Origin of the sequence: Klebsiella sp. CN_Kp088 (assembly GCF_040064335.1) — a bacterium.
Taxonomy (GTDB): Bacteria; Pseudomonadota; Gammaproteobacteria; order Enterobacterales; family Enterobacteriaceae; genus Klebsiella; species Klebsiella aerogenes.
This window is the reverse complement of sequence record NZ_JBEAIQ010000025.1, coordinates 86,532-100,439: the sequence shown is the minus strand read 5'-3', so window position 1 is coordinate 100,439 and position 13,908 is coordinate 86,532. Positions and strand designations below refer to the sequence as shown.

At 58.2% G+C, this 13,908-nt stretch carries 14 protein-coding genes; 4 read left to right on the top strand and 10 right to left on the bottom strand.

All coding sequences use genetic code 11. The annotated features are described in order from the left end of the window. Positions 1 to 37: 37 nt before the first annotated feature. From phnV to phnR, 5 genes are all read right to left on the bottom strand, one after another. The gene (gene phnV, locus ABLV08_RS15875; RefSeq protein WP_047056138.1) at positions 38 to 835 is read right to left on the bottom strand and encodes a 2-aminoethylphosphonate ABC transport system, membrane component PhnV; all 798 of its coding nucleotides are present in this window, start codon (positions 833 to 835) and stop codon (positions 38 to 40) included. A 2-nt stretch (positions 836 to 837) separates the two neighbouring features. Then, complete coding sequence (gene phnU, locus ABLV08_RS15870; RefSeq protein ID WP_002923191.1) at positions 838 to 1,698, bottom strand: 2-aminoethylphosphonate ABC transporter permease subunit; 861 nt, start codon at positions 1,696 to 1,698, stop codon at positions 838 to 840. Then, complete coding sequence (gene phnT / locus ABLV08_RS15865; protein WP_015369074.1) at positions 1,698 to 2,810, bottom strand: 2-aminoethylphosphonate ABC transport system ATP-binding subunit PhnT; 1,113 nt, start codon at positions 2,808 to 2,810, stop codon at positions 1,698 to 1,700. Before phnT ends, phnU begins: the two co-directional genes overlap by 1 nt. A 5-nt stretch (positions 2,811 to 2,815) precedes the next feature. After that, positions 2,816 to 3,829, bottom strand: coding sequence for a 2-aminoethylphosphonate ABC transporter substrate-binding protein (gene phnS / locus ABLV08_RS15860; protein WP_032709474.1), 1,014 nt, complete (start codon positions 3,827 to 3,829; stop codon positions 2,816 to 2,818). A gap of 179 nt (positions 3,830 to 4,008) precedes the next feature. Further along, the gene (gene phnR, locus ABLV08_RS15855; RefSeq protein WP_015369072.1) at positions 4,009 to 4,728 is read right to left on the bottom strand and encodes a phosphonate utilization transcriptional regulator PhnR; all 720 of its coding nucleotides are present in this window, start codon (positions 4,726 to 4,728) and stop codon (positions 4,009 to 4,011) included. 141 nt (positions 4,729 to 4,869) lie between these two features. Between phnR and phnW the strand changes: the two genes are divergently transcribed. Together phnW and phnX are read left to right on the top strand one after the other, a co-directional pair. Further along, entirely contained in the window at positions 4,870 to 5,973 is a 1,104-nt protein-coding gene (gene phnW / locus ABLV08_RS15850) for a 2-aminoethylphosphonate--pyruvate transaminase (protein WP_015703876.1), read from the top strand. A 9-nt stretch (positions 5,974 to 5,982) separates the two neighbouring features. Beyond that, positions 5,983 to 6,792 (top strand): phosphonoacetaldehyde hydrolase, encoded by an 810-nt coding sequence (gene phnX, locus ABLV08_RS15845; RefSeq protein ID WP_015703877.1) that lies wholly within the window; start codon positions 5,983 to 5,985, stop codon positions 6,790 to 6,792. Positions 6,793 to 6,797: 5 nt separating this feature from the next. Here the strand turns inward: phnX and nepI are convergent, their stop codons facing one another. Then, positions 6,798 to 7,982 (bottom strand): purine ribonucleoside efflux pump NepI, encoded by a 1,185-nt coding sequence (nepI, locus tag ABLV08_RS15840; protein WP_015369069.1) that lies wholly within the window; start codon positions 7,980 to 7,982, stop codon positions 6,798 to 6,800. Between the two features lie 211 nt (positions 7,983 to 8,193). Between nepI and ABLV08_RS15835 the strand changes: the two genes are divergently transcribed. After that, on the top strand, positions 8,194 to 8,553 hold the full coding sequence (locus ABLV08_RS15835) for a type II toxin-antitoxin system RelE/ParE family toxin (RefSeq protein ID WP_032454415.1): 360 nt from the start codon (positions 8,194 to 8,196) through the stop codon (positions 8,551 to 8,553). Next, on the top strand, positions 8,537 to 8,860 hold the full coding sequence (locus ABLV08_RS15830; protein ID WP_004173862.1) for a DNA-binding transcriptional regulator: 324 nt from the start codon (positions 8,537 to 8,539) through the stop codon (positions 8,858 to 8,860). Before ABLV08_RS15835 ends, ABLV08_RS15830 begins: the two co-directional genes overlap by 17 nt. Before the next feature lie 90 nt (positions 8,861 to 8,950). Here ABLV08_RS15830 and ABLV08_RS15825 read toward each other — a convergent pair whose 3' ends face one another. From ABLV08_RS15825 to uhpB, 4 genes are all read right to left on the bottom strand, one after another. Then, complete coding sequence (locus ABLV08_RS15825) at positions 8,951 to 9,403, bottom strand: DUF1198 family protein (protein WP_348856021.1); 453 nt, start codon at positions 9,401 to 9,403, stop codon at positions 8,951 to 8,953. A 136-nt stretch (positions 9,404 to 9,539) separates the two neighbouring features. Further along, the gene (gene uhpT / locus ABLV08_RS15820; RefSeq protein ID WP_015703879.1) at positions 9,540 to 10,931 is read right to left on the bottom strand and encodes a hexose-6-phosphate:phosphate antiporter; all 1,392 of its coding nucleotides are present in this window, start codon (positions 10,929 to 10,931) and stop codon (positions 9,540 to 9,542) included. Between the two features lie 145 nt (positions 10,932 to 11,076). Further along, positions 11,077 to 12,405 carry an MFS transporter gene (locus ABLV08_RS15815; RefSeq protein WP_196092723.1) on the bottom strand — a complete coding sequence of 443 codons (1,329 nt, stop codon included), beginning with the start codon at positions 12,403 to 12,405 and terminating at the stop codon, positions 11,077 to 11,079. Positions 12,406 to 12,416: 11 nt separating this feature from the next. Beyond that, complete coding sequence (gene uhpB, locus ABLV08_RS15810; RefSeq protein WP_196092727.1) at positions 12,417 to 13,901, bottom strand: signal transduction histidine-protein kinase/phosphatase UhpB; 1,485 nt, start codon at positions 13,899 to 13,901, stop codon at positions 12,417 to 12,419. Positions 13,902 to 13,908 lie beyond the last annotated feature (7 nt).

Genomic DNA, 13,908 nt, shown 5'->3' with positions numbered 1-13,908 from the left:
GCGCTACGCTGAGCCGGGCTACAGCTCCGGGTACAACTTATCTTTGGCTTAATCGGCGGGCGATGCGCTCAAGCTTCATCATCAACAGCAGCGTGACGCCCACCAGCACAATGGTCAGCGCCGAGCCATCGGCGATATTGCCGCGATCGGTGAGGCTGAAAATAGTCACCGGCAGCGTCGTCCAGCCCGGCGGATAGATCATCACCGTCGCGCCCAGTTCCCCCATCGACAGCGATAAGCTCAGCGCCAGCGCTGAAATCATCCACGGCGTCATCAGCGGCAGCGTCACATGACGCAGGCGATACCACGGCGAGGCGCCAAGACTGGAGGCGACGTTTTCAATATCGGCGGAAATCCGCGCCAGCCCGGTCGTTACGTTGCTGAAGGTAAAGGCGGAAATCAGTACAAAGTGCGCCGCCAGGACGATCCAAAAAGTACCATTCATCTGCAGCGGCCCCTGGCTGAACGCCACCAGAATGCCCAGTCCGACGGAAACCGAGGGGATAGCGCTGGGCAGATAAAACGCCAGGCCAAGATATTTCTGTAGCGTCGCACCATACTGGCGCAGCGCCAGCGCCGCCCACATCCCGCACAGCAGCGCCAGAAGGCTGGCGCAGAAGCCCACCATCAGGCTCGAAAACAGCGAATCCCACGCCGCGCCGCGAAAGGCGTTAACAAAGTGGGTAAAGGTAAAGCCGGTGGGCAGCAGGCCGTTCCATTGTTTACTCAGGCTGGAGAGTAAAATCACCGCCAGCGGCAGCAGGAAAATGCCGGCAAAAAGCGTCACCGCCAGCGCGCCCGCCGCCGCGCGGCCTTTACGCGACCAAATCAACATCGTTAACTCCTTACGCCAGTGCGCGCCGCCGCCAGCCGATAGAGCATAAACAGCCCCAGCGACAGCAGAATATTAATCAGCGCAATCATGCAGGCCACGCTGTAATCCGACTCCAGAATCGCCTTGCTGTAGACCATCATCGGCAGGGTATTAACCCCTTTGGCGCCAATAAACAGCACGATACCGAACTCGTTAGTGGTCAACAGCAGGCACAGGCTGCCGCCCGCCATCAGCGCCGGTAGCGCCGCCGGGAAGATAACCTGGGTAATCACCCGTAGCGGATGGGCGCCGAGAATACTCGCCGCTTCCAGCTGGCTCTTATCTATCTGCCGCAGTCCCGCCATCAGCGGGCGCATCACCAGCGGCGTAAAGACGGTAATCTCCGCCAGAATCACGCCGTTTATTGAATAGAGAAAGTCTACCGGCGGCAGTTCAAAAGCAAACAGCGCCATCAGGGTGCCGTTGAGCAGCCCCGCCGAGCCGTAAATAAAGGTGAATGCGAGGGTAATCAGGAAGGTCGGCAGCGCAATAAAAGTATCAATGACCCGGCTCACCAGCTGGCTGCCGGGGAACGGAATAAAGACCAGAATCAGCGCCAGCACGCTGCCGAGCACCAGGCAGCCAAGGGTGGCGAACACCGCAATCTGTAAGGTATTGAGCAGCGCGCCAATAAAGCGTTTTGAGTCAATCACCTGCCAGAAAGTCTCGAGGCTCAGGTTGCCGCTGGCGTCACGTAATGCCTGTTCGGCGATCAACAGTAGCGGATAGAAAAATAGCGTCGCCAGCACCAGCAGCGGCAATGCCAGCCACAGGTAAGGCCGTAAGTTTCGCGCCGGACGCGCAAGCGTGAGGGTTTGCGCCATCATTGCACCTCGATCAGAACCGCATCGCCAGGTTCGAAGTAGAGCGCCAGCTTGTCCCCCGCGCGCGGCAGCGGGTTCACGTGGGTCATCACAATCCGCACCGCTTCGCCGGCAACATCGCACAGCAGATGCGTCAGATCGCCCTGCCAGTGTACCGAGGTCAGGGTGGCGTTGAGACGATTACTGGTTGCCGATCGCGGCGCCAGGCTCATGTGCTGCGGGCGAATGCATAACAGCTTGTTGTTGCCATGCAGGCCGCCCCGGCTGAAGGCGTTAATCAGGCCGCCGCCACAGCTCACGCTAACCAGCCCCGGCTCGGTGCTGTCTTTCAGCGCCGTCGCCTGCAGGATATTGGCGCGGCCGAGGAATTCGGCGCTAAAGCGGTTCGGTGGATAGTGATAGAGCTCGTGCGTTTCGCCGTGGGCGATCAGCGAACCGTCTTTCATGATGCCGATTTTGTCCGCCAGGGTCAGCGCTTCGGTCTGATCGTGGGTGACGTAGAGAATGGTCAGTTCCGGCAGTTCGCGGTGCAGACGGGCAATCTCTTCCACCATGTTATGACGAATTTGCGCATCCAGCGCCGACAGCGGTTCATCAAGCAACAGTACCCGAGGACGCACGGCAATCGCGCGGGCTATCGCGACGCGCTGCTGTTGGCCGCCGGAAAGCTGATGCGGGTAGCGGGTGGCGTAATCCGCCATACCGACGATTTTTAAGGCTTCGGTCACCCGCTCGGCGATAAGCCCCCTGGGCTGCTTCTGCGCCCGCAGGCCGAAAGCAACGTTATCTTCCACCTTCATATGCGGGAACAGCGCGTAGTTCTGCACCACCATCGCCAGCCCGCGTTTGTACGGCGGCAGCTGGGTGACGTCAGTATCGCCGATCAGGATCCGACCGCCAGCCGGTTGCACAAAACCGGCAATCGCCCGCAGCACCGTGGTTTTCCCGGAACCGGAAGGGCCTATCAGCGCCAGCACCTCACCGGGTTCAATGGTCAATGACAGCGGTTTTAAGACCACGTTGCCGTGGTATGAAACACGCAGCGAGTCCAGGGTGATCCCGGAAGTCCCCGCCAGCGACGGGGAAGAAGTGACGGTGGTTTTCATCAACATCAGGCTTACTCGCTATCAGTCACTTTATGCCAGCGGGCAATGTCAGCCGACAGCGATACCGCGACATCATCCCAGTTCGGCTCCCAGCTCTTCACGCCGTCGAGCGCCGCTTTCGCCGCCTTAAAGTTAGCGTCATCCGGCGTCACATCGCTGCGTACCGGCAGGCCCCAGGAGCGCGCGCTGACGCTGGATTGCGCCGGTTTATCCAGCAGGAAATTGATCAGCTTCTTGCCGTTTTCGCTGTTCGGTCCGTTCTGTACCAACCCGATGGTGTAGGGCAGCGCCAGCGCGCTACGCTCGCCTTTATCATCCGCCGGCCAGAAAATTTTAACGTTCGGGTTACGCGCCATCTGCGACAGGTTCATCTGCAGATCGCCGTTGGCGACGTACAGCTCGCCTTTATTGACCAGCGCAGTCAGCTTGCCGGTCGAGGCCGATGGGCCAACGTTATTGGCCTGCAGCTTACCCAGATACGCAAAACCGGCGTCTTTACCGCCGAGGCTGTGGAACGCCTGCAGCATCACCGCGGTACCGTCGCCCGCCTGCCCCGGCGTGGAGTACTGCAACTTGTTCTTAAAGCGGCTATCCAGCAGATCCTGCCAGCTGGCCGGCGCGGTTTTCAGCAACTGGCCGTTATAGATGAAGGTCAGATAGTTATTCACCAGCGGCGCGTAGCGGTCGTTAGCGCCGGGGATCTGCGCGCTACCTTGCGGGGTAAAGGTTGCCAGCAATTGCTCTTTCGCGGCGCGCTGGATAAACGGCGGCACCGTGACCAGCACGTCAGCCTGCGGATTGGTGCGCTCCTTCGCCAGACGTTCGACGATCGCGCCGGAGCCGCCTTCCACATACTGCACTTTGATGCCCGTCGCTTTGGTGAAGGCGTCGAACTGGCTCTGATACCAGCTGTTATCGCCATCATGCAGGCCGTCGGCGGAGTAAACCGTGACGACGCCGTCCGCCCAAACCGGAGAGCTGGTCAGCGCGAACAGGGACAGCAGAGCAAGTCGGGAGAGTTTCATCGTTTAAGCCTCATCGGATAGTCAGTTATTCTGGTGTAGACCAGATTTGCTTTCACGCTACCGAGGGTTTATGACAAAACGATGAAAGAAGTGTGTCGAAATAGTTAAAACGAGGGGAAGTGCGTAGCCCCGGTAAGCGCTAGCGCCACCGGGGAGATCAAAAATTTTAACTAATAAAATCAATGGGTATCGACTTCGATCCGCAGGCTGTCATGCCGCCAGTATTCAATATCGTAATCGAGAATACGCCCGTGTTGATCGTAATTCAGCCGGCGCAACAGCAGCGCCGGGCGCCCTTCCATCACCCCCAACGCCTCTGCGGCCTGCGGCGGCATTGAAGTGGGATAGAACGACAAATGCATACTGGTATAGATCAGGTCGTACTGAGTTTGATAAATCTCGGTCAGACTGCCATTGAGATCGTGGCGCAGCAGCTCCGGCACCCGCGCGGGCAGACAGTGGTTTTCGCAGTAGCACACCGGCCGGCCGTCGGCATAGCGCAGCCGCGTCAGCAAATAGACCTGATCGAAGGGTTGCAGCGCCAGCGGGGCCATCACGTCCAGCGGCACGGCGGTTAAGCGCCCTTCAAGCAGCACCGTTTTCGGTTCGCGCCCCTGCTCGAGACACAGCTTGTGGAAATTGGTGTTCTGCGTCGGATCCAACCACAGACGCTCCGGCGTCACGAACCAGCCGCGGCGGTCGGCGCGGTAAATCACGCCGCTGGCCTCCAGCTGCGCCAGGCTCTCGCGTACCGTAATCCGGGTCGTGTTGAACAGCGCGCACAGTTCGCGCTCTGAAGGCAGCTTATCGCCGCTTTTCAACGCGCCGTTTTGAATACGCGCCTGCAGCTGCGCCTTAATCATCAGGTATTGCGGCATCTCGCCAGAGGGTGATTTCATGTTTACTCACTGCCACTTTTCGTGCGCTCATTATACATAGCCAGATGAATTTTTTGTTGCAGCGCCACATTTCCTTTGACCCTGCCCCGGCTTTGTCTCCATGATAAATACAAATCTGGTATAGACCAAATGGTGAGACAAATGACTTCACGGAACTACTTGCTGCTGACCCCCGGCCCGCTAACCACCTCCCGTACGGTAAAAGAGGCGATGTTGTTCGATAGCTGTACCTGGGATGATGATTACAATCTCGGCGTGGTACAGACCATTCGCCAGCAGCTGGTGCAGTTGGCTACCCCGGCCGACGGTTATACGGCGGTGCTGCTGCAGGGTAGCGGCAGCTACGCGGTCGAAGCGGTGCTCGGCAGCGTCATCGGCGAACAAGGCAAAGTGCTGATCGTCAGCAATGGCGCCTATGGCGCGCGTATGATTGAGATGGCGCAACTGATGGGCATCGCCTGCCACCCTTACGACTGCGGCGAAGTCTCCCGTCCAGATGCGGCCGCGATCGAACAGATCCTGCAGAACGACCCGGCGATCACCCATATCGCGATGGTACATAGCGAAACCACCACCGGCATGCTGAATCCGATCGAAGAGGTAGCCGAAGTGGCAAAACGGTACGATAAACGCTATATCGTCGATGCGATGAGCAGCTTTGGCGGCATTCCGTTGGATATCGCCGCGCTGAATATTGATTACCTGATAAGCTCCGCCAACAAATGCATTCAGGGCGTGCCGGGCTTTGCCTTCGTGATTGCCCGCGAATCGGAACTGGCCGCCTGCAAAGGCCGTTCGCGCTCGCTATCACTGGATCTGTACGCCCAGTGGCGCTGCATGGAAGATAACCACGGTAAGTGGCGCTTCACCTCGCCGACCCATACCGTGCTGGCCTTTGCCCAGGCGCTGAAAGAGCTGGCGCAGGAGGGCGGCGTTAGCGCCCGCTATCAGCGCTACCGCAACAATCAACGCCGTCTGGTGGCAGGGATGCGCGCGCTCGGCTTCCGGCCACTGCTCGACGATAGCCTGCACTCGCCGATCATTACCGCCTTTTATTCACCGGATGCGCCGCAGTATCGCTTTCACACCTTCTACCAGAAGCTGAAAGATCAGGGCTTCGTTATCTATCCGGGCAAAGTATCGCAAAGCGATTGCTTCCGCATCGGCAACATTGGCGAAGTCTACGACGCCGATATCACCGCCCTGCTGGCGGCTATCGACAACGCCATGTACTGGAAACAATAAGGAACCGCCATGAACCGTATTAGCGCACTGATCCTTGACTGGGCAGGCACCACCGTAGACTTCGGCTCTTTCGCCCCGACGCAAATTTTCGTCGAGGCCTTCCGCAAGGCCTTCGATATTGAGATCACCCTTGAAGAGGCCCGCGTGCCGATGGGGCTTGGCAAGTGGCAGCACATTGAGGCGCTGGGCAAACTCCCTGCTGTCGATAGCCGCTGGCAGGCCAAATTCGGCCGCGCGATGACTGCCGCCGATATCGATGCGATCTACGCCGCGTTTATGCCGCTGCAAATCGCTAAGGTTGTCGATTTTTCCGCACCGATTGCCGGCGTTGTCGACACTATCGCCGCGTTTCGCGCCGAGGGCCTGAAGATCGGCTCCTGCTCGGGTTATCCGCGCCCGGTGATGGAAAAGCTGGTACCAGCCGCTGCCGCCCAGGGCTACGCCCCGGACCACTGGGTCGCCACCGATGACCTTGCCGTCGGCGGTCGTCCGGGCCCGTGGATGGCGCTGCAGAACGTGATTACCCTAGGCATAGACGATGTGGCCCACTGCGTGAAGGTCGATGATGCCGCACCGGGCATCAGCGAAGGGTTACATGCCGGGATGTGGAGCGTCGGGCTGGCGGTGTCCGGTAACGAATTCGGCGCTACCTGGGAGGAGTACCAGGCGATGTCGAAAGAGGAAATCGCCACCCGTCGCGAGCGGGCGGCAGGCAAACTGTATGCCGCCGGGGCTCACTATGTGGTTGATACCCTGGCGGATCTGCCGGAAGTGATTGCCGACATCAACGCCCGGCTGGCAAAAGGCGAACGGCCGTAAGCGGGTTAATTCACCTTCACTTTGGTCGTCACCAGCAGGCCGGTAAACAGCATTAATATTCCTGACAACACCAGCGGCGACAGCAGCCCTAAGTGGTCGAGCGCAACGCCGCCGACCGCGGCGCCGCAGGTGTTGGCAAGCTGGATCACCGCCACCTGAATCGACCCGGCTTTTTCCGCTTGATCGGAGAGCGAACGGGTGATCCACGTTGACCACCCCACCGGGATCAGCGCAAACGCGAAGCCCCAGATAATCGCCACCGTCGAGGCGACGATTTTGCTTTCTCCCCACAGTACCAGCGCCGCCGCGCAGGCGGTCAGCACCAGCGGCGAAATCGCCAGCGCCGCTTTGACCGAGCGCTTCAGCACCACCGAGGAGAGCGAGGTGCCGATAAAGCTGGCGATACCAAAGCTCAGCAGCACCAGCGTCAGGCCGTCGACGTCAAAACCGGCGAGTGTCATGTATACCGGTCGAATATAGGTAAAGAAGGCGAACTGTCCGGCAAAGGCCATGAAAATGGCGCACATCCCGGCCATCACCCCCGGACGCTTCAGCAGACCAAACATATTTTGCTGCTGAGCCGCCGATTCACCCGGCAGCGACGGCAGCGCTTTCAGCACCCAGAGCGTACACAGCACGCCCATCACCGCCGCGCCGTTAAAGACGTTGCGCCAGCCGATAAGCCCGCCAAGGAAACTGCCCAACGGGGCGGCGATCACCAGCGCGATTGATACCGCGCCGAAAATAATTGATAGCGCTTTCGGCACCACGCGCATCGGCACCAGACGCATGGTCAGCGATGCCGACATCGCCCAGAAACCGCCGAGCGCCAGGCCCAAACAGGCGCGCCCCAGCAGTAGCAGGGTGAAGCTATCGGCAAACGATACCAGCAGGCAAGAAAGGGTCAGCAGCAGCGAAAACAGGATAACCACGTAGCGGCGATCGGTTTTACCTATCACCGTGGTGATAAACAGGCTGGAAAACATCGCGACGAATGCCGTCGTCGTCACCGACTGCCCGGCCATCCCTTCGGAGATGCCTAAATCCAGCGCCATCGGCGTTAACAGGCTGACCGGCAAAAACTCGACGGTAATCAGGCAGGCGACGCAGAAAGCAACCGCGAAGACCGCCGACCAGTTTGGCCGCGCGAGATCGCGTGCATGGGGTTTGGTTTCATTTGAATGACTCATGAGTGACCTGCGAAGAAAGTGGCGGAAAGCTGCGCAGTGTAACATTTTGTATGTGACGTACTTAACGTTTTCGCAACTCTTCTCGCTTTTCATAAGAGGATGCGTAGCTGCTCGCATGTTTAAAAAAACGATGCTTGCTATCGCTTTAACAAATCTCAGGAGAATTTAATATAGCACTATGTGCTATACTTTTAACGACAGGATGTCAGCAATGCGTATCTTTAAAACCAAATGGTTCGCCAGAGAGGCTAGCTCTCATGGCATTTCCGACGACGAGCTCTATCAGGCAATTCAATCTGCGCTTCAGGGCAAAGTGGTTGATTTAGGAGGGGGGGTTTATAAAAAGCGACTCAACAAGAATCGCGATCGCGCAATCATCCTTACCAAAAGCGCAGGGTATTGGTTTTATACCTTTCTATATGCCAAACAGGATATGGCCAATATCAACCATCGCGAATTAATGGGGTTTCGTGAGTTAGCAAAACACTATGCCAATCTCTCTGAAGAGAAAACGACGGCCTTAGTTAAAAGTAAAGAACTGGTGGAGATTTGCGATGACAGCAAAAAATAAATACAAAAGCCCGGCTTTCGAAGCGATCCATAGCGCTGCGTCGGGGCTATTCAGCGTTGGCGCAATCCCACAGGAAACAATGCGCCATTTTGATGAATCATGTCTCGGTAGCGTAGCCGCACTTCAACCCATTGAAATTAAAGCGCTACGTGAACAACTCAATGTTAGCCAACCCGTGTTCGCTCGTTATCTGAATACCAGCGTGTCTACCGTGCAAAAATGGGAGACTGGCGCTAAACGACCGAGCGGAATGTCATTAAAATTGCTTAGCGTCGTACAAAAACACGGCCTGAAAATCCTACTGTAGTCATTCTGCCGGATGGCGCTTACGCTTATCCGGCCTACAAAAAACGTAAGGGAGATATGGTTTTGAACCACAGGCCGGATAACAATGAGATCAGTGCAGCCAGTGCACGCCGTCTTCCGGGAGAAACAGGTCGTTATAGCGCTGCTGTAGGTTATGTAAATCGCTCACATCCGGGTCCAGCTCGCGCAGAAAACCTTGCGCCAGGCGGAGCTGCGCGTCGGTAATCGGCGCCGCTAAACGCGCTTTTTGCATCAGGCGATACCAGTAATGCAGGTTTTTTTCGCTGGCGTCGACAATCGCGACCTGCCAGATGAGCAGCACCTGCGCGGCATTCTGCAAATGTGCTTCATTCGGCCGCTCCAGGTAATGCAAATACTCATTACCGGCGGTTTTTCCCAGTTGATCGATCATCGATTCCAACGGAACAGGCGTAATGCCAAGGCGTTCGCTCAGGCGACGAATCGCGCGGCGTGAATCAGAGGTAAGCACCCGAAATCCCACAACAAATACCACTACCAGGGTGGCCAGTCCTATCCAGATCATGCATCCTCTCATCCAATCGCAGCCTCACTATCATAATGGGAATTTGCCTGCTGTCGACTGTCGGACCTGGCATATTACGCAAGAAATAAAAAAGCCCGGCGCAATGGCCGGGCAAGGTTACCAAATACCTGGTGAATCAGGCAGTCTGCAAAACTCGATTCTTTTTCTCGCGGCGAATTTTACGCTCTTCGAAGATAGCCACGATGGCCATCAGGCAGATACAGCCGATGGCGGCGGCGTCCAGCGCCGCAAAGGTGCCGGCCCAGCCGGTCAGGCCGAAGATCGGCGTGCCGTCGGCGATCATCCCAAGACCCAGCTTGGCGAAGCTATCACCGATCAGATAGGCGAAGGTGCCCTTGATTCCATCGGCGGCGCCGATCGCTTTTTTCGGTACGAAACCGACGGCGGCGACGCCGATCAACAGCTGCGGACCAAACACCAGGAAGCCCAGCGCAAACAACGAGGCCAGATAGACGTACTGGTTGCTGGCATGTTGGTAAACCCCGAGGGTGGCGATAATAAGCGCCAGCGCTACGCAGGCCACCAGCGCGCGGCGGCCGTTGGCCAGATCCGACAACCAGCCCCACAGTAGCGTGCCAACCAGCGCGCCGACTTCAAACAGGGTAAAGCCCTGAATCGCCACCTCTTTAGACAGCTTCAGCTCCTGGAAGGCATACACGGTGGACCACTGATCGATACCGATACGCACCACATAGAGGAAGATGTTGGAGAAACACAGCAGCCAGATCACTTTGTTTTTCAGCACATACTCAACAAAGATCTGCCACTTGGTCATCGCATTTTCTTCGGTCTCTTTGTCCTCTTCGCTGATCGCTTCGCCAAACAGCTCTTCCGCCGTGCCAAGGCCGTAGGATTCCGGAGAGTCGCTACCGTAGCGCAGGCCAATAAAGCCAACGATCAGCGCAATAATCGACGGGAAGATAAACATGCCGATCACGTGGCCGTCGAACAGATAGTTGGCGCCAAACAGCGCCACGCCCGCGGCGCCCGCGCCGCCGAGGTTGTGGGAGATATTCCAGAAGCCGAGGAAGGTGCCGCGTTTGCGTCTGGGCGTCCACTTGGTGATGGTGGAATAGCTGCACGAACCGCCGGTGCTTTGAAAGAAACCGCTCAGCGCATAGAAGGCGATCATCAGGAACAGGCTGGTTGAACCCGCCCCCATGCTGGCGCTAAAGCCCAGCATACAGATGGCGGAGAGGATCAGCATAAACGGCAGGAACTGCTTGGTATTTTTACCGTCGGCATAATAAGAGACGAGCGTCTTGCCCACGCCGTAGGTAATGGAAAAGCCCAGGCCAATCATCCCCAGCTGCGTCATGCTCAACCCGTAAGTGGAGATCATGTCGTTCTGCGCGATGTTAAAGTTTTTGCGGATCAGGTACATGGTCAGGTAGCCGATGAAGACCACCAGATAGGACTGCATGAAAGGTTTGAACCACATTTTGCGCCGCACATCGAGCGGCAGATCCAGGGTCGGCTTGCGCACCTGATTCAGAAAGGCCAGCATGGGTATCTCCTGAGCTGATTTTTTATGCCTGCGTAATAACCAGGCATTGTAAAAACCCGCGCGCCGTCTGGCCTGAGACGGCTTCCAGGTAAAACCGGGAAAATTTCTTAGTTTTGCCCCGTTCGCGGCGAAAGGGTGAGCTACATCACGCTTCGCTGGCGGTACGCGGCGCCTGCGCGTTTAAAAACGGCAGCAGCAGCAGCGCGGAAATGCCGGCGGCAATCGCAATCACCACGAAGAATCCGGTCCAGTGCCAGATATCCATCACCTGCGCCAGCGGCCAGCCGGAAAGCGAGGCGCCAAGATAAGCGAACAGGCCGACAAACCCGGTTGCCGCCCCGGCGGCTTCTTTATGCGAACATTCCGCCGCCGCCATGCCAATTAGCATTTGCGGGCCGAAAACGAAGAACCCGGTGGTGAAGAAGCAGGCCGCCTGCATCACATAGCTGGCGAACGGCATCAGCCACAGCCCGCCAACCGACAGCAAAATTCCGGCGGCGAAAATCAGGTTCATCGGCCCACGGTTGCCGTTAAACAGCTTATCCGAGCCCCATCCCGCCACCAGCGCGCCGATAAAACCGCCCAGCTCAAACATGGTGACCGCCGAGTTAGCGGTCACCAGATCGACGCCGAGCGTCTCCGACATATACAGATTGCCCCAGTCGTTAATCGCCGCCCGCACCACGTACACCAGCACATAGCACAGCGATAACAGCCAGATATAGGGATTGGCCAGCACGTAGCGGGTCAGGATCTCTTTGCGCGTCAGCCCAGCGCCTTCCTGCTGCTGGGCGATTTCCAGCGCATCGTGACGCCAGTCGCCCACGGCGGGTAACCCCACCGCCTGCGGGCGATCGCGCAGCCGCCAGCACAGATACAGTCCGGCGAGGATCGCCAGGCAACCGGCAATGGTCATCCCCATTCGCCAGCCGTAATGCAGCGCCGCCGCGCCCACCACCATCGGGATCAGCGCGCCGCCGACGTTATGCGCGGTATTCCACAGCGCCCACCAGCCGCCACGCTCGGTTCGCGAATACCAGGCCGTCAGCAGCCGGGCGCACACCGGCGAGCCCCAGCCCTGGAAGAAGGCATTCAGCGCCCACAGCAGCGCGAATGCCCATAGCGAAGTAGAAAAACCAAACAGAATATTAACCACCCCGGTGGCAATCAGCCCCAGCCCCATAAAATAGCGGGCGTCGGAGCGGTCGCTGACGATACCGGAGAAAAATTTCGACAGCCCGTAAGTGATGTAAAACAGCGTGGCCAGCAGGCCGATATCGCTGCGGGTCAGCACGTTACTGGCAAGAATTTCAGGCACCGCGGCATTAAAGCTTTTGCGGGTGAAATAAAACAGCGCGTAACCAAGCCAGATGGTAAGCAGAATATGGCGACGCCAGTAACGATAACGCTCGTCGAGCTCGAGTTTATCGCTAATTGGCGCGGCGTCCGGCGGCGCTTTTAAAAAGGCAAACATCGGCGATCCTCTCAGACGTAACGCAGCGGTAAATTGACGCACACGCGGGTACCGTGTGTGCAGGAGATAGTTAACGTACCGCCCAGCGCGGTCACGCGTTCACGCATGCCGGTCAGGCCGAAGCCTTGCAGATTCGAACCCGGCGGCAGGCCGCAACCGTCATCTTCCAGCACCAGCATCAATTGCCCATCCTGCTGCCAACCCTGGAGGGTGACGGCGCTGGCGCTGGCGTGCTTGACGATATTATTCAGTCCCTCCTGGCAAACGCGAAACAGCGTCACGCGCTGGTTTTCGCTCAGCCCCGCCTCGTTAATCCGCCATTCGAGATGACTGACGATACCGCGGTCTTCCAGCTCCATTTCACGCATCAACGAACGTACCGCCTGTTCAAGCGGCAGATCGTCAAGCTGGCGCGGACGCAGACGACCAAGCAGTCTTCGCACAGAGTCGTAAACCCCCAGCGACAGCTGTTCTATCAACTGGCCACTCTGCCGTACGCTGGCGTTGTTTGGCGCCAGACGCTGCACGATCCCCGCCTGGGTGCGAATTGCCGTGATAGTCTGGCCAATATCATCGTGGAGCTCGCGCGCCACGTCACGCCGCACGCTCTCTTCCGTTTCCAGCAGACGTTCCGCCAGCCGCCGATTACGCGCCAGTTCGTTCTGTAGCGACAGGTTAAGCTCGCGCAATCGCTGGATCCCCGCGCCCAGCAGCAGTCCGGTCAGGCTCTGCGCCAGCAGTGAAAGCAATAAATCAACCGGGTGATCGTGCCAGGTCTGGCTGGCAATCAGCGCAATGGCGTTCATCAGGGTGGCGATCAGCGCCCCCTGCCAGCCGTAGTGCCAGGCGAGAGCGATAATCGGCAGCGCCAGACAAAAAGGGGTAAAGCGGGAGAGTTCGGCGGGCAACCCGAGCTGTAGCCACAGGCTGACGGTAAAGAGCAGCAGGTACCAGATCAGATGCCGGCCACGCCAGTTAACCGGCTGCGACACCAGCGACGGCCCCAACGGCCGCCAGACGGTACTGGTCAGATAATGCCAGATAACCAGGCAGGTCGGCGCCAGCGTCAGGCCGCCGGTCAGCGTCAACAACAGCGCGGTCAGTCCCTCACTGCCTTCTTGCGCCAGCCACGGCAGCGATTGCAGCAGCGAGGCGGCGATCAGTGCCCCGCCCTGGCGCAACAATGTCAGCCAGTCTCGCTGCTGGCGATAGCGTGAAATCAATGCCACCGGCAGCAGGGTCAGCAGACTTCCGGTCATCAATATTATCGGATGCGCCAGCGCCACTTCCTGCGCCAGCCAGAAGATAAGCAGCCACTCGGCTCCCAGCAGCACCGGCCAGTAGCCACGCGGGCATTGCAGCATCAGCCCTAAACGCAGGCCAAAGGGAAACAGCAGCACCGCTAAATCCGCGCGTTCCACCAGATGCAGACTGATACTCCACAGGCAGAACCAGGCGGCTGAGAAGATAAAGGCGCAGCCGATCACCGACAGCAATCGTGAA